Below are 21639 nucleotides of genomic sequence, written 5' to 3'. Positions count from 1 at the left end.
TCTATTTAAAGGAGAAAAATAGAATGACAGAAAATAGTGTGCCAAGAAAAGAGTATCCTCGCCCCCATTTTGAAAGGGCAGAATGGCTGAATTTAAATGGGGAGTGGAATTTTCAATTTGATCGAGAAAACAAAGGGGAAAAGGAAAAATGGTACAAGAATTCAAATTTTGATCGAAAAATCATTGTTCCTTTTACATATGAAACGAGTGCAAGCGGTATTGGGGAGGAAGTGTTCTGCCCTACTATCTGGTATCAAAAAAGCTTAATCATTCCTAGTGAATACGAAAAAAAGGAAATAGTCCTTCATTTCGAAGCAGCCGATTATATAACGAAGGTATGGGTAAATGGAACTTTTGTTGGAAAAAACAAGGGTGGTCAAATCGCCTTTTCTTTTCCGATCACTGATTACTTAGATGAGTCCAATGAATTAAACATTGTGGTGAAAATTGAAGATAGTCAAAGCTGCTTTCAGCCAAGAGGGAAACAAAGATGGCTGGATCAAAGTTATGAATGCTGGTATGTGCAAACGACAGGGATTTGGCAGACTGTCTGGCTTGAGTTTTTAGGTGAAACGCATCTCCATGCAGTCAAAATAACGCCAGATATAGATACAGAATCTGTCGAGTTTACTTATGACGTAACAGGGGACTTGAATCAGCCCTTAGTGCTACAAACATCCATCCTTTTTAACGGTCATCCCATTAAATCATTTGATCAAACCGTAAGTCGTGCAAATCAAACCTTTTCGGTTACTATTGCAAGTGAATTTCATCATTGGAGGGTAGTCCATTGGAGTCCGCAATCTCCTAACCTTTATGATGTGGAGTTTACATTATATAAGCAAGGTAAAGTAGTTGATCAGGTAAAGTCCTATTTTGGGATGAGGAAGATCTCTATCGAAAATGGGAGAGTATTGCTTAATAATATTCCACTTTATCAAAGGCTCATTTTAGACCAGGGATATTGGAAAGAGTCCCATTTAACCCCACCTTCAGAAGCAGCGATTATTGAGGATATTGATCGGACCTTAGAGATGGGCTTTAACGGAGTAAGAAAGCATATGAAGGTCGAGGATCAACGTTATCTTTATTGGGCAGATAAAAAAGGTTTGCTTGTATGGTCGGAAATGGCTGCAACGTACGAGTTTTCAGATGAGGCGATTCAAAATTTTACAGAGGAATGGATCGAGGTTGTTAAACAACATTACAATCACCCCTGCATCATTACATGGACGCCGTTTAATGAATCATGGGGCGTGAAGAATATTTATACCAATGTAAAACAGCAAAAATTTACAGAGGGAATCTATCATCTGACAAAAGCTATTGATAGTATGAGACCTGTTATTGTAAACGATGGCTGGGAGCATACCATTTCAGATATTATTTCCTTACATGATTATGTAGAATACGGTGATGAATTTTTAAAAAGATATATGGATAAAGAAAAAGTGGTGAATAACCATATAGCATTTAATAAATCTAAGCATGCGATGGCACAGGGCTATCCATATAATGGTCAGCCGATCATTATAAGTGAATATGGTGGAATTGCCTTCAATTCTGAAAAGGGTTGGGGCTATGGTAATCAAGTAACGAGTGAAGAAGACTTCCTACATCGTTATGAATCTATTACTCAAGCTATTCGAGATACTTCCTATATTAGTGGGTTTTGTTATACACAACTAACGGATGTGCAGCAAGAGGTGAATGGTTTACTAACAGAAGAGAGAGTCCCAAAGGTAGACTTAAGTAAAATCAACACCATGAATGTAAATAATTTCAATCGGTAAAGGAGAAATTTATGGCATTTCGACAAGAATATCCTCGTCCACAATTCATAAGAAGCGAATGGTTTAGTCTAAACGGTGAATGGGATTTTGAATTTGATGATCAGAATATGGGATTAGAAGAAAAATGGTTTGAGAATGATAGGGAGTTCAAGCAAAAAATAAATGTCCCTTTTGTCTATCAAACTAAGCTTAGCGGAATCAATGATCATTCATTCCATGATTGGGTATGGTACCGGCGGGAATTCAAGATTCCTGATTCGATGGTCGGAAAGCAGTTGATTTTGCATTTTGGGGCAGTAGACTATCGGGCAATGGTTTTTGTAAATGGCAATTTGGTTGGCATGCATGAAGGCGGACACACACCATTCTCATTCGATATTACCAATTATTTAAAGGATGGAACGCAAGCGGTTGTTGTAAGAGTAGAAGATCCTTCTACAGAGGAAACGATTCCTCGAGGAAAGCAATACTGGATTGAACAATCAAGTGGAATTTGGTATACACGGACGACTGGAATTTGGCAGACCGTCTGGTTGGAGGCAGTGAATAAAACTCATATTCATAAGTTGAGATTCACTCCAGATATTGATCATGGCGATATTACGATTGATGTTGAATTAGCAGGAGACTACGCTGATAAATTTCTTGATATTGATATTACGTTTAAAGGCGAACAGGTAACGATTGATACTGTAAAAACACATGAAGGGTATGTAAAGAGATCTATTAATCTTTATAATAGGAAAATATTTAGAACAGGTTTCCATCATGAAGGCTGGAATTGGTCACCAGAAACTCCCAACTTATTCGATGTAGTGATTCGTTTGCGAGAACAAGGAGAAGTGCTGGATGAAATTACTTCTTACTTTGGGATGAGAAAAATTCATACTGAAAATGGCATGGTCTATCTAAACAACAAGCCCTATTATCAAAAACTAGTGCTCGATCAGGGATACTGGCCAGAAGGTCTATTAACGGCTCCGACAGAGCAAGATCTAAAGAAAGATATCGAACTATCAAAAGAAATGGGTTTTAATGGCTGCAGGAAGCATCAAAAGGTAGAGGATCCTCTATTTCTTTATTGGGCAGATACATTAGGTTTTATCGTTTGGGGAGAATGTGCCTCTGCTCCCTCTTATAGTGAAGAAGCCGTTGCCCGTCTAACAAACGAATGGTTTGAAATCATTCATCGAGACTACAATCATCCGTGTATTGTCACATGGGTTCCTTTAAATGAAAGCTGGGGCGTCCCTCTTATTGGTCATAATGAACAACAAAAGCACCACTCGGCAGCGATGTATCATTTAATCCATTCACTTGACCCAACAAGGTTAGTTATTTCGAATGATGGCTGGGAATTAACGAAGACTGATATTTGTGCGATTCATAATTATAATCATGGACATAAGAATGAGACTGAAAAGTACAATGAGTTTCGAAATTCTGTCTTAAATAAAGAAAGCTTACTTCATTCAAGACCATCAGGGCGAAAGATCTACACGAAAGGATTTAACCACTGTGGTGAGCCCATTCTGTTAACAGAGTTTGGCGGGATTGGTTATAAGATTGGTGATGAAAATGGCTGGGGTTATACCTCCGTTACGAATGAAGAGGATTATATAGCTGATTATGAACGAGTGATGAAAGCCATCTATGAATCCAATTCCTTGCATGGTTTCTGTTATACCCAATTAACGGATATTGAGCAGGAGATTAATGGTATATTAACGTACGATCGAACTCCAAAATGTGATTTACAAAGAATTCGAGAGATTAATAATAAGTGGCATGCGAGTGTTGTAAATTAGCTGTTTTATGCCAATCCAGGCTGAAAGTTTGATGGGTATAGCCCTTTTGCTTGAAAATCATCGAGATTCAAGCAAAAGGTAAAATATTTCTTTTACGATTAAAAAATAGGGGGAAAATCAATGAAGAAAAAAGCAGTAGTACTGTTCTCAATTCTTTTTGTGATTATGATGGCTTTGTCAGGTTGCAGTTCTTCTAGTTCTAGTTCTTCCGCTTCAACGAAAAACGAAATATTATATTGGAATCCGTTTACTGGGCCAGATGGCGAAAATATGAAACAAATTGTGAATGATTATAACAAGACGAATCCAAAATTTAAGGTCAAGAATGTATCGATTGCCGAGAATGATATGTATGCAAAAATTCCAACAGTTGTTAACTCAGGAAATGGTATTCCTGATGTGACAATTGTACATGCTGAGAGAATTAAACAGTTTGTCGATAATGGCATCTTAACAGCTTATGATGATTTATTGGCTGATTATCCTGAGATAAAAGCGGAAAACTATGTGCCGGCAGGATGGAATATTGGTGATCTTGAGGGCAGCAGATATAGTGTTCCATTAGATGTTCATAGTTTTGTTATGTATTACAATAAGGATTTGCTCCAAAAATATGCACCGCATGCACTTGATGATAACGTGATAACCTTTGATGAAATACGAGCAGCTGGAGAATTGTCGCAAAAAGATAAAATTACAGGGATTGGAATCACTTGGACTCGACCAATCTTTTTATCGATCTATCATCAACTTGGCGGAGATATCACAAGTGACGGTAAAACACCAACTCTTGATACACCAGAAGCGAAGAAAGCTTTAGAATTATTAAAAGGGTTAGTTGATGACAAAATAGCTAACAAGGATGGAGAAGACCCTGGTCAGTTATTCAAATCTGGTAAAGCGATTTTTTATCCAGAAGGTATTTGGATGCAAAATGGCGTAAAGGAAGCGAAAAAATTAAATTGGGGTTTAACCAATTTTCCGCAGATTTCACCTGATAAAATAGTAAACTGGACCTCCTCCCATCAATTCGTCATGCTAAAGGACAAAAATCGCTCAACAGAGAAGACGAAGGGAGTTATGGATTTTCTTAATTATGTAAGAGAACATTCATTGCCATGGGCTCAAGCAGGCCAAAATCCTGCTGCATTAGCTACATTAGAAAACCCAGAATATCAGCAATTGCCACAGTCATTTTTAATCAAAGATCCTGAAATGCAAAAGACGCTTAAAATCTTTGATTATAAGTATAATGGCTTTGTCGTCGAAGAGGTTGATAAGTTGGTCGGTGATGCAATCTATGGAAAACTAGCGATTGATAAAGGGTTAAAAGCGGCTCAAAAAGCAGTTGAGGATAAAATTGCAGCCAATAATAAAAAATAAGTTGGTTCATATGGATGATTAGCAGATTGGTAGAGAAATCCTTATAAGTGGATAAGGATTTCTCTCTCTATTCGATAACGAAAGAATAGGAGTAAACGTAATGATAAATACTGGAGTGAAAAAGGAATTAAGCATGACTGCAGAGCTAGAGAAAAATTTGGGTAAAAAACGTGCTAATCTTTCCCCCTATCTTTACATTGGACCACATCTAATTTTATTTGCAATCTTTTTTCTTTTTCCCACTTTATATGGTATTTATATATCATTTACCAACTGGGATTTAATAGGAACTCCCGAATTTGTAGGCTTTGCTAATTATAAAGAGATTTTGTTTAATCAAGATTCAACCTTCTACGATCAGCTCCGGAACGGCTTGGGGAACACCTTTAAATTTGTCCTTTTTACGGTTCCAGCTTGTATCATTGTTCCCTTACTTTTAGCTGCAGGTCTAAATACAAAACCAAAGGGTTTAAAGTTTTTTCAGGCATTATTTTATATGCCGACTCTGTTCTCGGTTTCCGCCGTCATGATTGTTTTTTCGATGCTATTTAGTGTTTCCTTCGGGCCCATCAATCATTATCTAAATGTCGAAACGAACTGGCTCGCTACCCAGCCATATGCCTGGATAACATTAGTTATTGTCACCATCTGGTGGACAATAGGTGCCAATATGATTATTTATCAGGCTGCACTTAACGGGATTTCAAAAGATTTATATGAGGCTGCTGCTATAGATGGAGCGAATAGTATTCAAAAATTTTTTAGGATTACTCTCCCAAGCATCAGAGCTCAATTATTATATACGGTCGTGATTACGACCATCGCACAATTTAATATTTATGGGCAGCCGCTCATGTTAACAAAAGGTGGACCAACAAGCTCGACTACCGTATTGTTAATGTATATTCAAAAGAACGCATTTGGCTCTGGGAATTCTATTGCTGGTATTGGGTCAGCAATGGCCGTCATCTTAGGGTTGTGTATAATGGTCGTTTCGGCCATTCAATTCTTCTTTTTAAGACAACGTGATTAGGAGGTGCTTACATTGGCGAAAAAAAGAACTGTAAAGTTTGTTTCTTTACTCTTTCTACTATTGATGTCTTTTATATGGATTGTGCCTTTACTGTATACGATTATTACCACATTCAAAAGTGAAGCCGATATTCAATCAAATGCCTTTACTATTCTACCCATCCATTGGGTGATTGGTAATTATCAGGATGTGCTTTTTGATAATACAAGTGCTCCTGTTGCCAAATGGTTTATGAACTCCCTTATTATCTCAGTATCGCAAACACTATTAGTAGTAGTCATTGTTTCACTAGCTGGGTATGGTTACTCCAGAATGAAATTTAAGGGAAGAGACGCGATCTTTGTTTTTTTAATGGCAACTATGATGTTTCCTGCAGTAGTCAATCTCATTCCGCTCTATAAAATTATTGATACATTAGGCTGGGTAAATAATAATTTAGCGATGATTGTTCCTGGAGCAACTGGAGTCTTTAATATTTTTCTAGTCAGACAGTTTATGCAGGGGATCCCTAAGGAATTTGATGAATCAGCAAGAGTGGACGGTGCTTCAGACTTTCAAATCTTTATTAAACTAGTATTGCCGATGATAAGGCCTGTATTGACGGTTGTAGCGTTGTTTACATTTACAGCGTCATGGAACGACTTCTTATGGCCATCCATTGTGTTTAATGATGTTGAAAAAATGCCGATTACACCGGGCTTACAATTGCTTCAGGGGATGTATTCGCTAGATATTGCCCACGCTTTAACCGGAGCGCTAGTAGCGATTATTCCAACCTTTATCCTTTATCTATTTACACAAAAATACTTTATGGAATCCCTTTCCTTGTCATCAGGGGTTAAAGGGTAATCCGTTCTCTTGTAAACAAAATTGTTAAGGAGGTTCAATATTGAATAGAAAAATAGAGAGAAGATTAGTGATGATCGGTTCCATATGGCAAATTGTATCGGGTCTCCTTACCATTTTTGTTTATGCATCATTTATAAAAAATGAAGGATTGAATTCTTCGTATAATACGTTAGCAAAACTAGAGGCAGCGCAATCCATTTTTGGCAGTTTATATATGTTTTCGGTTTCCTTTGGGATGCTATTTGTGATTCTGGGAGTAATAAACTTTATTTTGGCGAAAACCTTGAATGATCATAAAGTAGAGGTTAAAAAGCCTATTTGGTTTATCCTATTAGGGTTTGCCTCATATTTTGTGATGGACCTGATAGGAGCGTTCATGTTTCTGACGGCAGGAATTTTAGCATTAGCTAAAAATAAATCAATATCAAAGATACTGAACTCTCAATTGAAAATTCTATAATAGGTGATGAAAAACCCCTCCATTTTTTTAGCGGGTTTACTTGTGAGGTGCAAAACGGTAAATCACAGACCAAATCATATAAACTATACAGCTTAATTTACAGTCAAAAAGGCTTAGAGAGGCAAATTTCTAATCCTTTTTGACTAGGCATCCATAAGTTGTACAAATTCATTAGCCACTATATCGAGTTTGAAAAATAAGCGGAGAAATTCCACTTATTTTTCAAATAGCACTGAAAATAACTTAACAGACGGAAAAATTCCGACTATTGATTCGAAAAACCTGAAAATAAGGGATTTTGCTTTGCTTAACCGGAAATTCTCCGCTTAACTATCACTGGACACTCTATTAAGGATAAGATTTCTTATGTTTCCAAAAAATAATCCACAGACTAAATCAAAAAAAATTTACACACCCTTTAATAATTATTTCATACCCTGTGATTTACTATGTGAATTAGGACAAAATAGGAAATTAAAATTGGCTATAATGTTGATAAATCAATAAAAAACGCACTGTGAATTTTATCGTGAATTCCAGTGCGTTTTCATATGTGTTTTACAATGTTTGCACCTCTAAAGTAAACCCGTTACCATTTTTTGAGGATTTTTTTTAATGAAACAGTCTGTTGATTTGTAAAATTGCATGGGTGACCATGGTACACTTTATTTTAAGTCCTCTCCGTTACTCCCAATCGCTTTTTTATACCAATGGTAGCTATCTTTCAATAATCGCTTTTTGCTGCCGGTACCGTAATCATCTTGGTCTACGTAGATGAAGCCATAGCGTTTGGACATTTCAGATGACGAGCAGCTGATGATATCAATTGGGCCCCAGGCATAGTAACCACGTAGGTCGACGCCGTCCTTGATCGCTTCTTTCATTTGTTCAATATGTGCGCGGTAGTAGTCAATCCGGTAAGGGTCGTGAATTTCCCCATTTTCTAATTTATCATAATAGCCAACCCCATTTTCCGTGATGTAAATTGGACATTGATATCGGTCGTAGAAAAGGTTAAGGTAGGTTCTTAAGCCAACTGGATCGATAGACCAGCCCCATGGGTTTGCATCCAACTGGGGATTTCGATAGTCTTCATTTCCGTTTGCAAAACTTTCTGCATCGCAAATACGAGTGTAATAGTAAGAGAATGACATAAAGTCTGCTGTATTTTTCAATGCTTCTTCGTCGCCTTCCCCAAATTCCACCTTGATCCCGATATCATCAAAATAGCGGAACGCGTAACCAGGATAGTAGCCACGTAGTAATACATCAGCAAAGAAATACTCCATTTGATTATGCCGGACCGTCGCGAAGACATCTTCTGGCTTTGGCGTTGCTGGATAGGCCGGGCCGCCACATAACATCATGCCGATTTGTAAATCTGGATAGTTTTCATGCGCATATTTTGTTGCGTGGCCGCAAGCGACCATTTCATTGTGAACCCCTTGATACTTTGCTTCCGTCAGGTTATCGACCAGATCTTCGGCAATCCCTAAATGGTTAAACGATTCATGGACGATTAAGTTGATTTGATTAATGATAATCCAATGTTTTACTTTTTTATGGTATCGGTCAAATAGCACCTCACAAAAACGAGTAAAGAATTCAATCAATTCACGTGAATACCAGCCTTTGTAGGCAGTTGTTAAGTGGATCGGCATTTCATAATGGGAGATGGTCAGCATCGGCACCATGCCGTTTTTGATGATTTCATCTAATAAGTCATCGTAGTATTTTAGACCTTCCTCATTTGGCTCTAATTCATCTCCATTCGGGAAGATGCGTGTCCAGGCCACAGACGTTCTAAATGTTTTGAGACCCATTTCGGCTAAAAGTCTCAAATCCTCTTTGTAAGAATGATAGAAATCGATGCCCCATCGTTTTGGGAAAACACGATCGGTACTGCTTAAAACTTCTTCAAGATAGGGAGTATCAATTTCCTTATTTGACTTATTCTCAATGGGAATATCATCGCGGAATTCATTAATATCTGCTACACTTAACCCTTTTCCGTTCAAGTCAAACGCGCCTTCTGCTTGGTTTGCAGCAATCGCGCCGCCCCATAAAAAATCCTTTGGAAAACCAGTCGGTACTTTACTCATGTTCAGTCACCTTTTCTAACCTTTCTAATTTTGCTAAACGAGCGTCATAAGCTTCAAAAATCTTAATCATTCGCTTGGCGATATTGATTTCACTGTAAATTGTCATTAATGTGTCTTGGGCATGGGCAAAGAGTACGGAGTATTCACCATCTTCACCTTGTGTTTCTGCTGAAATCGTATCTGTTTGAATCCGATGGGCTTTGACGATTTCGTCATTGGCTGATTTCATCTCTGTTTTTGCGTTTTCAAAGTCACTATTTTCGATCGCCTTTAAGGCATTCATACAATGTACGCGTGCATCTCCGGCATGGAGAATGATTTGCATAGCATTCTGGGCATTTTTGTCATCAATCATGTATAAAATCTCCTCAACCTCATTATTTTGCTGCTCTTAAAGTTGTTTTTTCCTCTTTATCATCGATTGCCAGTTCTTGTTTTTCATAGACTTTAAAGAATGGATACCAAATGAGAGTCGCTACGACCACACAGATGAGCATTAAAACAATGCCACTAAACGCACCTGTCGTAATCCAAGTTGAAATAGGGAATGGAACATACCATAAATCAAAGACCATTTTTGGAATGGGGGCAAAGGAAATCACTTTTGTGCCGACCCAAATAATGATTGGTAAGATAATCGAGATGATCCACATCGGTAACATCATAATAGGGTTCCAGGCGATTGCCCCAAAGACGATGGGTTCATTAATATTAAAAATACCAGGGGTGATACTTGCCCGTCCAAGTGCTTTCAGTTTTCCACTTTTTGAAAAAGCCATCATGAACACTAAGGGTAAGGTCGTTCCGATCCCACCGACGTATAGGTAAGCGGAAAATATGGTTTCAGATGTAACAAGATAGTGGGTTCCGGCTGTAGCATTAGCGGTGATGGCTGCTAACCAAACTGGCTTAGTGATAGGAGTCAACACCCACGTCGAAATTCCCATTGTATATAAGAAGCTGGTAATGAAGCACATCAGTGGGAAGCCCCAAGGCGATTCCATGATGCTGCCTAGTGGCTTAAATAGTTGCTGAATCGCATTGTAAAGGTCAAGTCCAGCAATATCCACCACTAACCATGTTGCCACAATGACAACCGCAATTGGGAGCATGGAATCAAACCAGGCCCGAACAAAGTCAGGGATCACAGATTCCTCTTTAAAGAAAGAGAACTTGCCGAATAATCCCATGATCAAACCAGTGAAGACACCTGCGACAATTGCTACAAACATGCCACCTGCACCCAAAGCCTCATGGCTAAAACCAATCGCTTTATCTGCAATGACTTGTGGTGAAATAATGATTAAAAATGTAATAAGACCGGTACAGCCAGCGATGAAACGCTGTTTACGCAACCGTTTCTTTTCCATTAGGTTAAATGGAATTAAGAATGAAATGAGTAGTGATAATACTCCCATTGTCCACCCGAACAGCACCCAGAAGTTAGGATAATTTTTAATATGGAACACATCACCTGGGATGGTTAATAAACAGAATACAGAACCTAGTAGAATAAATGGAAGTAATTGCATGATGGAATCTTTTAATGTTGTGACCCATACATTATTATTTATTTTCATCATTTTAGGTGAGAAATCATTTTCTAACCATTTAATCATTTTTTGCATATGATTATGCACCTCGATTTAGTTTTTAGAATTCCTTCAATAAATCTTCTAACGCAGCATCTCCATCAAGAGTAGAGTAGTAAGAAGGTTTCATTAGAATCACTTTCACGTTGGTGTCGCCAATATACTCTTCGATATCATCTAAAATATAGGCTAAGTGAGGGCCAACCATTAGGGCATCGATTTCATCAATATAGTTTTCAATTTCTGCTTCACCACGGGCTTTAATGTTGATGTCAAGGTCACGCTTTGTGGCCGCTTTGCGAATATTTGACGCCATAAAACCAGAACTTGCTCCAGATCCACAAACTAATAATACGTTCAACTTTTGCATGAAAATTCCCCTCATCTTTTTTAATATTTTGATAGCGCTATCATTTAATTACATTACAACTATAAAATGAATCTCGACTTCTCTCAAATATTTCATTACACTTAGGTGGTGCAAAAAGATATTTTTGTGGTGCAAATCTCTATATTGTATGGTGCAATTCCGCATATTACGGAAATGAGGCTGGATTCAATGAATAGTAAATACAGAAATATTCTCCGTCATTTAAGCACGCAAAATGGCTGGACTTCTTCCGCACAGCTTGCCAATGCTCTTGGCATTTCAAAGAGAAGTGTAAAAACATATATTGCCGATCTTAATTCGATGGAACAAGGCTTGATTCTTTCTTCAAAGAAGGGCTATCAGGTTGAGTTGGACAAATTAAATCCCTTTTTAGCAGCGACGAATGATACGATTCCACAAACGCCAAAAGAACGGGCTGACTATCTTCTAAAGTGTCTCGTTAATGCCGATCATCCGCTTCATATTTTCGATTTAAGTGATGAATTATATATTAGTGAAGTCACGTTAAAAGGAGATTTAAGGAAGGTCAAAAAACGGTTAGCGGATCATGATTTAGAATTGAGAATTTCCAGCGACACGATTCAAATTGTGGGGAATGAAAAAAGTAAACGGAAATTGATGAGCTCTATTCTCTATAGTGAGACAAATGATCATTTTTTAGATATTGATAAATTAAAAGCGGCATTTGAGGGTTTTGATATTGATTATATCCGTGCGGCTGTTGCGGAGGTGTTTTCAACCCATCACTATTTTACGAATGATTATTCGCTGACCAATATGGTTCTGCACATTGCTATCGCCATTGATCGCATGGAAAATGGCTTTATTTTTACAAAGCAAGTGGATGGGGAGGCACATCAGGAAAAGGAATACCAAATTGCCAATGAAATTGCCCAAAAACTTGGGGGTCATTTTGATATTGAATATTCAGAGGGAGAAATTCGCGACCTTGCATTGCTTATTTCCAGCAGTGGAACAAGTATTAATTTCATGCACCTCCAACTTTCAGACTTGCAGGATGTTGCAGGTTTGCGATGTTTAACGCTGGTCGGAAAAATTCTTGAAGAGTTACATAGTAATTATTATCTGGAAATTGAGGACGCCGATTTTTTGGTTCGATTCACCCTGCATATTAAAAATCTGCTTATGCGCTTAGAGAATCATTTTACTAGTAAAAATCCGTTGACTTCTTCCATAAAGCTTAATTGCCCATCCATCTATGATTGTGCTGTTCATGTATCGTATACGATTAAAGAAGAGACAGGATACACACTGAATGATGACGAAATCGCCTATATTGCCTTTCATTTAGGCTATGCCTTAGAGATGCAGAAGCAGGCGCATTCAAAAATCACCTGTTCGATTCTATTCCCTTTTTATTATAATTTCAACGTACAGTTGACAGAAAAGTTAACCAAACAGTTTGGTGAAGATCTTCTGATCCAGCATGTCGTCACCAACGAGAGTGATTTGAATGCGCTTAATAGTGATCTAGTTATTTCAGCAGTCCAGCTTAATTCTATTCCCAAGATGCCATTTGTCTTGATTAATCCGCTGTTCTCTAGTACGGATAAGAACAGAGTTGCTCAAAAAATTAATGAATTAAAAGAAGCGAAGCGGAAAGAGGCTTTGAAAATAAATATTGAAGCTATCACCGATGTGCAGCTTTTTGAAATTGCTCATGAAGTGGGGACAAAAGAGGACACGCTTGAGATGATGTGCAAAGTTATGGAGCGGGAGGGGTTTGTCGACGCTAGTTTTCTTACCAATGTAAAAGAGCGCGAGGCCATGTCTTCGACCGCTTTTGGACGCATTGCCATTCCTCATGCGATCAAAATGAATGCCATAAAGACGGGAATGTTTGCCTTCATAAATAACAAAGGAATAGAGTGGGATGACTTAACTGTCAACATCGTCCTGCTTATATCAGTAAATCAAGATGATAAAAGAATCTTTCATGATGTATTTGACTCATTAGCAACGATTCTAACCGAAGATGGAAATGTTTCACAAATCGTAGCGGCAGCTAATTACCAAAGCTTTATTGACTTACTCGTGGCTTGTTACTGAGGTAGTGGCCATGGAGACGGTTCTGTTGGCCTTTTTTTTCACTCCGAAGTTAGCACAAACTAGATTATTTGAGCCAGGAGAACCGTCCCCCTGGCTCATTTTTTGTTTGGGAGGAGTTAATAAAAAATTAACTGAATTTTTAAAAGTATTTGACATCCATAAAGGTTGGGCTTATTATTTATATAAGACATCATATGATGTCATAATATTTTAGGGGGTAATACGGTAATGAAAAGTGAACATGTTAACCAAATCGCAGCTGCTGTGAAGGCAGTAAAAGCAGCAGGAGCAAAAAACTTCTATTTTGTCGCTTGTGGGGGTTCAATGGCCTCTTTGGCAACAGCGGACTATTTCTTAAGCAGAGAAACTTCCATTCCGACAAGAGTATATACTTCGAATGAATTTGTTCATACTAATCCACTTGGTCTTGGCGAAGGTAGTGTTGTGATCCTTCGTTCCCATTCTGGTACCACACCTGAAACAGTAGAGTCTGCAAAATTTGCGAGAGAAAAGGGAGCAGTAACGATTGCTATTTCGATGGAAGTAGATTCCCCACTTTGTCAGGCAGCAGAGTATACCGTGCATTACAATTACAAGGACGGTTCGGATGTCATTGACGGGGAAGTTGGGATGTATTACAGCCTGATTTTTGGAATTCTAAATGCGATTTCTCCAAATGAGAAGTACGAGCGAGTGCTGCAACAGTTAAACAATCTAGAGCATCTATTTGAAACAAATAAGAAATTAACCTATGATCGAGCGTTCGAGTTTGGCAGTGAATACAAAAGAGAGAAGCTTATTTACACCATGGGCAGCGGTGCTTATTATCATCAAGCCTATTCATTTACAAGCTGTCTTTTAATGGAAATGCTATGGATTCACTCCAATGCCATTCATGCAGGTGAATACTTCCACGGACCGTTCGAAGCAACGGACTATGATGTCCCATTCCTTATTATTAAAGGTGAAGGACCTACGAGACCTTTAGATGAAAGAGCAATTCAATTTGCTCAAAAATTTAGTAAAAGAGTAGAGGTTGTCGATGTTGCAGAACTAGATTTCACTGGAATCGACGAGGATCTTAAGGAATACTTCGGACCTGCAGTGGCTGGTGTTGTGCTACGACAATATGCAGATGGATTAGCAGAGCACACCGGGCATCCGCTATCTGTACGCCGTTATATGTGGAAAATGGACTATTAATCTCACATTCTTTCAATTTGACAACGCTTTATCTGGCATAATAGAAATCTGTAAAAAAATTTCAACTAGAAAAATTACAAGTGGACATAGTTCAGTTGAAAGCTATTTTTTCTGCGTTGTATCTCACTCTATATTGAACTCACTCCATTTATTTTCAATTTAAGGTAAAATCAGAAAGGTCAATAAGAAGGAGTGAATAATGTGAAAAGATTAATGTCAATTTTGGTAATAGCAGTTCTCATGCTATCTCTAGTCGCCTGTTCTTCTTCCGCCAGTAATGGGGAAAAGACATCATCCAATAAGGATGTTGTGGAAATTAATTTTTTCCATAGATGGCCAAACGAGCCACGAAAGTCATTCTATGATCAAAAAGTCAAAGAATATATGAAAGCACACCCAAATGTAAAGATCAATGTGGATTCTGTCTTGAACGATTCGTATAAAGAGAAAATCAGAGTCCTAGTATCGAATGACAATCTTCCAGATGTTTTCTCTTCATGGTCGGATTCTTTCGCACAAAATCTTGTATCATCAGGTAGAATTATGCCATTAAATGATATTTTAGCAGAGGATAAAGAATGGTCAGATAAAATTATTGAGTCACAGTTTTCCGGTTTTACGTTTGATGGTAAAACGTATGGGGTGCCATTTACAGTGGACGGAAAAGCATTCTTTTATAACAAGGATATCTTCAAGAAAAATAATATAGAAATTCCTAAAACGTATGATGAGTTTATTGCTGTTTTGGATAAGCTTCAGAAGGCTGGCTATGAAACGCCTCTAGTTGAGGGTCTAACGAATGCTTGGGCGATTTCTCACTATATGGGAACTATTTTTCAAAGGGTCATCGATCCTGCGGTAACGGCAAAGGATTATAATGAGAAGACAGCTGAATTTACGGACGCAGGCTATGTAAAAGGATTAGAAATCTTCAAAGAGCTGACGAAATATATGGGAGACGTCTCAACAGCTATCGACCATGAAGCAGCGAGAAATATGTTTGCCAGTGGCGAGGCCCCTATCGTTTATATGCAATTTGCGGAAATCAAAATGGTAGAAGATCAGTCTAAAATGGACTTTGGATTCTTCGACTTCCCTGAAATCGAGGGTGGGAAGGGTGATCCAAGCGAACTGACGGGCGCACCTGAAGGATGGATGTTAAGCAAGAATGCACCAAAAGAAGCAGTGGACTTCTTAAAATTCTTAACTTCTGAGGAAACAGCCTACGAATTTACAAAGGTCGATGGACAATTGAATGCCATTAAGGGCGCGGTGGATGAAGGAAATACGTCCCCTGCTATAATGGAAGCTTATCAGATTGTCTTAAATGCCTCTAAAACTACTCCTTGGTTTGATAATGCCGTAAATATCAAGCTTGCTGATATCTTCATGAGGGGTGGACAGTCCTTAGCGAATGGACAAGAGACACCAAAAGGAATTATGAAGGAAGTACAAACTGAAGCAAAACGTTTGAAGAAGTAATCTGTTCCACTTCCCCAAGATTGAGATAAATTATTTCAATCTTGGGGAAATTTTGAAAAGAGTTTACTATTTAGGGGTGGGGTCCATGTATAGAAAAAAAATAAAACTAATGCCTATACTATTTTTGCTTCCGAGTATCGCCCTATTGCTTGTATTCATTTATATTCCACTTATTCAAAACTTCTATAATAGCTTCTTTGACTTTTCTGTTTTCTCACAGACAAAAACGTTTGTTGGTTTGGAAAATTTCAAGGTACTTTTAACGGATAAGGTCGTCAGTGTGGCACTGCTTAATAATGTTAAGTATGCCATTATTTCAGTGGTTTTTCAGGTGGGAATCGCATTAGTACTAGCTTATATTCTAGAAGATAGGATTTTTAGTAAAATCGCACCTTTTTTTAGAGTGGTGTACTTCATCCCTGTGATGATCTCTATTTCTGTTATCGCTTTACTTTTTGGCTTTGTTTATAATCCGCAGATGGGACTACTAAATAGTTTTCTAGAATTAGTAGGCTTGGAAAGCTTGGCTGAGGTTTGGCTCGGTAACTCAACTACCGCTATTTATGCGGTCATCGCGATGTCGCAATGGCAAAGTATTGGCTTCATTACCATGTTATTTATTGTGGCGATTCAAAAAATCCCGAAAGAGCTGTATGAAGCTGCTGATATAGACGGTGCCGGGAAGATTCGGAAGTTTTTTAGTATTACGATCCCACAGGTAAGAGAGGCAATTTTTGTGAATACCTTGATTACGATTACGGGTTCGATGCTAGTTTTCAATGAACCTTATATTCTTACAAATGGTGGTCCTGGCTTCAGTTCCATGACTATGTCTGTTCATCTATATCAGACCGGGTTTGTAAAGGATAATATGGGCTATGCCTCTACACTTGCTGTAATTATTTTTATTCTGACAGCTTTGCTTGCACTGATTCAAATACGACTGTCACGTACGGGAAAGGATGATTAGCATTGGCCCACTTCACAAAAACCTCTAGCAAGGTTCGCAAATTTAGAATCGGAGAATTTTTCACTATATTGATGTTGATCGCCTTTGCCATCGTTATCCTTTATCCCCTTATTTGGATGGTCATTTCATCAATGAAAAGTTATGATGAGATATATAATGATGTTTGGGGTCTACCAAAGACGTGGATTGTTGAAAACTATTCGCTTGCTTGGTCCAAAGGAATATCCAGCTATTTTGTTAATAGCGTGATTGTTACGGGCGCCACGATTATTGCCGTCCTTGTGATTGGTTCCATGGCTGCCTTTGCTTTAGCTAAATATCGTACTAGATTAATTGATGTGGCGCTTATTTTCATCATCGGAGGAATGATGATGAATCCGCAGGTTGCCTTAATCCCTTTGTTTACTATTCTTAGTTCGCTAGAGTTAATCAATACCCACTGGGCTCTAATTTTAACGTATGTTGCGTATCGGCTGCCACTAACGATCCTGCTGCTGCGGGGCTATTTTCTCAGTATTCCCAAGGAGCTTGAAGAGTCTGCGATCATTGATGGCTGCTCGGAATTCGGGATTTATAGAAGAATTTATCTGCCGATGTCGATTCCGATTCTGCTTACGACGGTTGTTTTAACGGCATTCTTCGCATGGAATGAGTTTTTATTTGCCACGATCTTTATTGACTCGGAGTCGCTAAAGACAATTCCGTCTGGACTAATGAACTTTAGAGATGCACTACGGACGGATTGGGGAGTCCTCCTTGCGGGCATGGTCATTGCCTCCTTACCAATGGTCGCACTGCTTATTTTCCTGCAAAAGTATTTGGTTAGAGGTTTATCAGAAGGCTCTGTAAAAGGGTAAAAGAAAGGAAGATTTGATGAGAATCATTGCAATCGGAGATAATGTTGTAGATTGTTACTTGGATCAAGGAAAATACTATCCTGGAGGGAACTGTGTCAATGTCGCTGTGAACTGTATGCGAGCAGGGGCAGAGGAAGCAGGTTATATTGGTATTTTTGCAACTGACGATAAAGCAGCACACTTAAAATATGTTCTTGATCTTGAAGGCATTCAGTACCACCTTTCAAGGGTCGTGGAAGGAATAAGCGGTCAGCCTGGAGTCAATCTTACAGAGGATGGAGATCGTGTATTTGTTGGTGGTCCTAAGAATACGGTTCAACATAAAGTGAAAATAAAACTTACACCTGAGGATTATCAGTATCTAAAAGGATTTGATCTTTGCCATACAAGCTGCTATTCATCGTTAGAGGAAGAACTTCCTACCTTATCCCAGTCTATTAACGTGTCCTTTGACTTTTCAGATAAATATGACTCTGCCTATCTTGAGAAGGTTTGTCCACATATCTCGCACGGTTTTTTTTCTGGGGCACATTTAAGTGAGGTCGAATTGGAACAGTTAATCGAGGAATTAGGGAAATACAATCTTGAAACGATTGGCATAACAAGGGGGGCCAAGCCAGCCCTCTTCATTCATAATGGTAGTAAGTATTACCAGGAGGTTTATGAAACAGAGGTCGTTGATACGATGGGAGCTGGAGATAGTTTTATAGGTGGTTTTTTAACGAATTATTATACAACTAAAGATATACCTAGCGCCTTAGCGTTCGCAGCTGAATGTGCAAGCATCACCTGTGGATTTTATGGAGGATTTGGGTATCCGAAAGATATAGAATAGGATGGAATCTAAGCCAATGCGCGATACGTGTAGCGGCTATTATTTTTATAGTGGATATATCCTTTTATTTACCTATTTTCATCAAAGTTAGTTAAAATCCGTTAGTAATTGCGTTATAGTAAAATTAAAAAAGTGAAGAGGTAACTTATGGAAAAGGGAAAATCCGTTAAAGTAGAGAGCCCTGTATTTTTATATGATCAGGTGAAGGCCGGGATTATTGAAATGATTAATAAAGGAGAATGGGGTTCAGGTCAGAAACTGCCTAACGAGAAGAGTTTATGTGATACCTTTAATACCAGTCGAATAACGATTAGAAGAGCTCTTAAAGAACTTGCCAATGAAGGGGCTATTGAAATTATTCATGGTAAAGGCACCTTTGTTAAAAGCTCTAAACAGAAAATTCATATTCTAAATTTAAAGGGATATACGGAAGGGTTATCGGCAGGAGAAGGTAATTTTACGAAAGAGGTATTAGTGAATAAAATTGAGACTGCTGATGCTGAGTTGATGCAGCTGTTTAACCGCGAGGAACCGTTTGAAGTGGTAAAGTTAGTTCGATTAATTAGAGATGGAAACGTTGCCTTTAGCATTGACTATGCCTATTTACCTTGTGATATTTATCCAGGTATTTCTGAAAAGATCAAGAATAATGTTTCAACCTTTACTATTATTCATAATGATTATGGGATAAAGTTTGGAAGAGCAAAGAAGGAAATGGAAATCATTTATCCCTCTCAGGAAATTAGCAACCTCCTCGAGATTTCTAGAATTGATTCGGTCATCCAAATAAAAAAACTCATTAAGGATAAGAATGAAGTACCTGTCCATTACTCCTTATACTATCTACTGGCAAACAAAGTCAATTTCTATATTGACATCGATGCGGGAGAAGAATAATTGGTGTGCCAGGGGTTGCCAGGTGTTGCCAGGGGGACGGTTCTGGTGGTCACAACTAGTAGTTGAGCCATGAGAACCGTCCCCCTGGTTCCTCTCTTTGTATTATGCAAGCTCATATTCTGTCACGTTGCGGTCAATGACGCGTGCGCCTTTTACGGACACAAGCTTGCCGCTGACTGACACGAATACCTCGGATGCGATAATCTGTGCCATGGACAGTTTGACGATTTCTTCATCAATCGGTTCTTTGGGATTGTCGATGGTGATATTCGCCGTCTTGCCAAATTCTGTACCAAATTGCAATTCTAATGTTTTAGCCATTTGATTCACCTCCTAACCTTCTTTTTTCCTTCAGTCATTATCCAAGAATTTCAGTGCTGTCATTGCGCTCCACTTTGTTAAGCATGTCATTGCACAAAACCGCGATTGCTTGGGATGCTTGGAACAACTGGTCCACGGTTGCCACTTTTGATACGTTGCTAAACGTTTTAGCCTTTAAGACTGGTTTTCCGTCATCATCGATCCCGGTTTGAAATTCCAAGCGAAGCTTCGTTCCTTCTAGTACTCCTTGTGCCATAGTCGATCACCTCCTTTCGTCCTCTATATATAGATTTAGAGGCCAAAAGGACAGGGTGATTTTGAACCAAGGAACCAAGGAACCAAGGGGACGGTTCTGGTGGCTTTTTTCATCCCCACCGGGATTGGCACAAAAATAGACTCTCATTTTGAGCCAGGAGAACCGTCCCTCTGGCGCATTTTTTTGATGGCGCCCATTTTCCATTGTTTGACGGCGGAGGGGGAGACATGGTGGTGGGTGGCTATTTCTTTGACGGTGCGATCGTGTAGGAAGGTTTCCAGCACCCATGTTGTCTCCTTTTCGGTCAGCCCATGGCAGTAGGACCGTACAAGCTCGGTTTCTAGGAGGAGATGAGGGGTCTGGTCCGCAATGGTTCCCCAAAATTCCTCTTTTGGATAGGAAATTTTTTCTTCATATTGATTTCGATGTGTTAGTTCAAGTAGGAGTTTTCCTTTGATATAGGCATAAGCGTAATTGGTAAAGCTGCCTTTGTCAGGGTTAAAACCATTGTCTGCTTCCCACAGGGCAATCAAAGCCGTTTGATAGAATTCCTCCTGATTTCGGTAAAGGTGTAAGGAGTGCATGATCTTGTGAATCATTGGCGTATACTGTTCGACTAATTGACTAAAGCTATCCACAACGGGATCCTTCCAGGACAGCGCGCTTCCGATAGATTCCTAGGTAGCTCTACTATACTGAGAAGCAGGGAGCGAATCGAATTCGCCTTTTTCACCTTTGAAGCGAAAGCTCAGCTGTATGAGCCATCTATCTACCACAAAAGGGGCCTTAAGAAAGACCAGGGGGACGGTTCTGGTGGTTTAAGTATTTTTAATTGGTAGTGGGACTTTTTGGTAAAATGCTATTTATCTTCAAAAAAACTATTTTCCTCTTTAAAAGTCAGAAAATTACAATTATAATAATATAGGACAAAATGACTATAGCAAGGGGAGAGAGAAATGGGAAAAATATTTTTGAAGATTGCGGTGGTTTATTTTTCAATCGGAGTTTTATTGGGAATGACAATGGGGATTATTCATGACTTCCGATTAACATCTGTACACGCCCATGTAAATTTATTAGGCTGGGTATCCAGTGCATTATTTGGATTGATTTACTCCGTTTATCCATTTGCCGCCAACACAAAATTAGCTAAAACGCATTTTTGGCTGCATAATATTGGACTGCCGGTCATGATGATTGGCTTAGTCTGTGAGTCATTCGGAATAGCAGCTGCCCTGCCTGTCATGATTGTTGGATCGTTGGCGGTAGTGGTTGGTACATTACTATTTACTACGAATGTATTTAAAATGATTAAAAAGTGACCAGGGGGACGGTTC

The 21639-nt window shown here is 38.7% G+C and carries 21 protein-coding genes; 14 read left to right on the top strand and 7 right to left on the bottom strand.

The window, feature by feature from the left end; genetic code table 11:
• Nucleotides 1-23: 23 nt before the first annotated feature.
• The 6 genes from TY15_RS16775 to TY15_RS16750 all read left to right on the top strand — a co-directional run bounded on the left by TY15_RS16775 (nucleotide 24) and on the right by TY15_RS16750 (nucleotide 7326).
• Complete coding sequence (locus TY15_RS16775; protein ID WP_040207398.1) at nucleotides 24-1793, top strand: glycoside hydrolase family 2 protein; 1770 nt, start codon at nucleotides 24-26, stop codon at nucleotides 1791-1793.
• 11 nt (nucleotides 1794-1804) lie between these two features.
• A complete protein-coding gene (locus TY15_RS16770; protein ID WP_040207400.1) occupies nucleotides 1805-3601 on the top strand; it encodes a glycoside hydrolase family 2 protein in 1797 nt (598 codons plus the stop codon).
• Between the two features lie 120 nt (nucleotides 3602-3721).
• A complete protein-coding gene (locus TY15_RS16765; protein ID WP_040207402.1) occupies nucleotides 3722-4984 on the top strand; it encodes an extracellular solute-binding protein in 1263 nt (420 codons plus the stop codon).
• A gap of 100 nt (nucleotides 4985-5084) precedes the next feature.
• The gene (locus tag TY15_RS16760) at nucleotides 5085-6017 is read left to right on the top strand and encodes a carbohydrate ABC transporter permease (protein ID WP_081799438.1); all 933 of its coding nucleotides are present in this window, start codon (nucleotides 5085-5087) and stop codon (nucleotides 6015-6017) included.
• Between the two features lie 12 nt (nucleotides 6018-6029).
• Nucleotides 6030-6866 carry a carbohydrate ABC transporter permease gene (locus tag TY15_RS16755; protein WP_040207404.1) on the top strand — a complete coding sequence of 279 codons (837 nt, stop codon included), beginning with the start codon at nucleotides 6030-6032 and terminating at the stop codon, nucleotides 6864-6866.
• A gap of 40 nt (nucleotides 6867-6906) precedes the next feature.
• Complete coding sequence (locus tag TY15_RS16750) at nucleotides 6907-7326, top strand: hypothetical protein (protein WP_040207405.1); 420 nt, start codon at nucleotides 6907-6909, stop codon at nucleotides 7324-7326.
• A gap of 665 nt (nucleotides 7327-7991) precedes the next feature.
• Here the strand turns inward: TY15_RS16750 and TY15_RS16745 are convergent.
• The 4 genes from TY15_RS16745 to TY15_RS16730 are packed head-to-tail and all read right to left on the bottom strand — an operon-like array spanning nucleotide 7992 to nucleotide 11390.
• On the bottom strand, nucleotides 7992-9428 hold the full coding sequence (locus TY15_RS16745; protein WP_040207406.1) for a glycoside hydrolase family 1 protein: 1437 nt from the start codon (nucleotides 9426-9428) through the stop codon (nucleotides 7992-7994).
• Entirely contained in the window at nucleotides 9421-9783 is a 363-nt protein-coding gene (locus TY15_RS16740; RefSeq protein WP_040207408.1) for a PTS sugar transporter subunit IIA, read from the bottom strand. Before TY15_RS16740 ends, TY15_RS16745 begins: the two co-directional genes overlap by 8 nt.
• A gap of 22 nt (nucleotides 9784-9805) precedes the next feature.
• Entirely contained in the window at nucleotides 9806-11056 is a 1251-nt protein-coding gene (locus TY15_RS16735; RefSeq protein WP_040207410.1) for a PTS sugar transporter subunit IIC, read from the bottom strand.
• A gap of 25 nt (nucleotides 11057-11081) precedes the next feature.
• A complete protein-coding gene (locus tag TY15_RS16730) occupies nucleotides 11082-11390 on the bottom strand; it encodes a PTS sugar transporter subunit IIB (RefSeq protein ID WP_040207411.1) in 309 nt (102 codons plus the stop codon).
• Nucleotides 11391-11579: 189 nt separating this feature from the next.
• Here TY15_RS16730 and TY15_RS16725 point away from each other — a divergent pair, with 189 nt between their 5' ends.
• The 7 genes from TY15_RS16725 to TY15_RS16690 all read left to right on the top strand — a co-directional run bounded on the left by TY15_RS16725 (nucleotide 11580) and on the right by TY15_RS16690 (nucleotide 19725).
• Nucleotides 11580-13481, top strand: a complete 1902-nt coding sequence (locus TY15_RS16725; protein ID WP_040207412.1) for a BglG family transcription antiterminator — start codon at nucleotides 11580-11582, stop codon at nucleotides 13479-13481.
• Nucleotides 13482-13709: 228 nt separating this feature from the next.
• Nucleotides 13710-14684, top strand: a complete 975-nt coding sequence (locus TY15_RS16715; protein ID WP_040207414.1) for an SIS domain-containing protein — start codon at nucleotides 13710-13712, stop codon at nucleotides 14682-14684.
• Nucleotides 14685-14885: 201 nt separating this feature from the next.
• Nucleotides 14886-16166: an ABC transporter substrate-binding protein gene (locus tag TY15_RS16710; protein WP_052353817.1), complete on the top strand. Its 1281-nt coding sequence runs from the start codon at nucleotides 14886-14888 to the stop codon at nucleotides 16164-16166.
• 85 nt (nucleotides 16167-16251) lie between these two features.
• Nucleotides 16252-17136, top strand: coding sequence for a carbohydrate ABC transporter permease (locus TY15_RS16705; RefSeq protein WP_040207415.1), 885 nt, complete (start codon nucleotides 16252-16254; stop codon nucleotides 17134-17136).
• A 2-nt stretch (nucleotides 17137-17138) separates the two neighbouring features.
• Nucleotides 17139-17993 carry a carbohydrate ABC transporter permease gene (locus TY15_RS16700; RefSeq protein ID WP_040207416.1) on the top strand — a complete coding sequence of 285 codons (855 nt, stop codon included), beginning with the start codon at nucleotides 17139-17141 and terminating at the stop codon, nucleotides 17991-17993.
• A gap of 16 nt (nucleotides 17994-18009) precedes the next feature.
• Nucleotides 18010-18828: a PfkB family carbohydrate kinase gene (locus TY15_RS16695; protein ID WP_040207417.1), complete on the top strand. Its 819-nt coding sequence runs from the start codon at nucleotides 18010-18012 to the stop codon at nucleotides 18826-18828.
• Between the two features lie 147 nt (nucleotides 18829-18975).
• Nucleotides 18976-19725, top strand: a complete 750-nt coding sequence (locus TY15_RS16690; RefSeq protein ID WP_040207418.1) for a GntR family transcriptional regulator — start codon at nucleotides 18976-18978, stop codon at nucleotides 19723-19725.
• Nucleotides 19726-19827: 102 nt separating this feature from the next.
• Here the strand turns inward: TY15_RS16690 and TY15_RS16685 are convergent, their stop codons facing one another.
• From TY15_RS16685 to TY15_RS16675, 3 genes are all read right to left on the bottom strand, one after another.
• A complete protein-coding gene (locus TY15_RS16685; protein ID WP_040207419.1) occupies nucleotides 19828-20046 on the bottom strand; it encodes a DUF2922 domain-containing protein in 219 nt (72 codons plus the stop codon).
• A 37-nt stretch (nucleotides 20047-20083) separates the two neighbouring features.
• Entirely contained in the window at nucleotides 20084-20302 is a 219-nt protein-coding gene (locus TY15_RS16680; protein WP_040207420.1) for a DUF1659 domain-containing protein, read from the bottom strand.
• A 143-nt stretch (nucleotides 20303-20445) separates the two neighbouring features.
• A complete protein-coding gene (locus TY15_RS16675) occupies nucleotides 20446-20940 on the bottom strand; it encodes a sigma-70 family RNA polymerase sigma factor (RefSeq protein ID WP_040207421.1) in 495 nt (164 codons plus the stop codon).
• Nucleotides 20941-21258: 318 nt separating this feature from the next.
• Here TY15_RS16675 and TY15_RS16670 point away from each other — a divergent pair, with 318 nt between their 5' ends.
• On the top strand, nucleotides 21259-21624 hold the full coding sequence (locus TY15_RS16670) for a cytochrome-c oxidase (RefSeq protein WP_040207422.1): 366 nt from the start codon (nucleotides 21259-21261) through the stop codon (nucleotides 21622-21624).
• Nucleotides 21625-21639 lie beyond the last annotated feature (15 nt).

This window comes from Neobacillus jeddahensis (assembly GCF_000612625.1).
GTDB classification, from domain to species: domain Bacteria; phylum Bacillota; class Bacilli; order Bacillales; family Cytobacillaceae; genus Neobacillus; species Neobacillus jeddahensis.
This window is presented reverse-complemented; position numbering and strand designations above follow the sequence as displayed.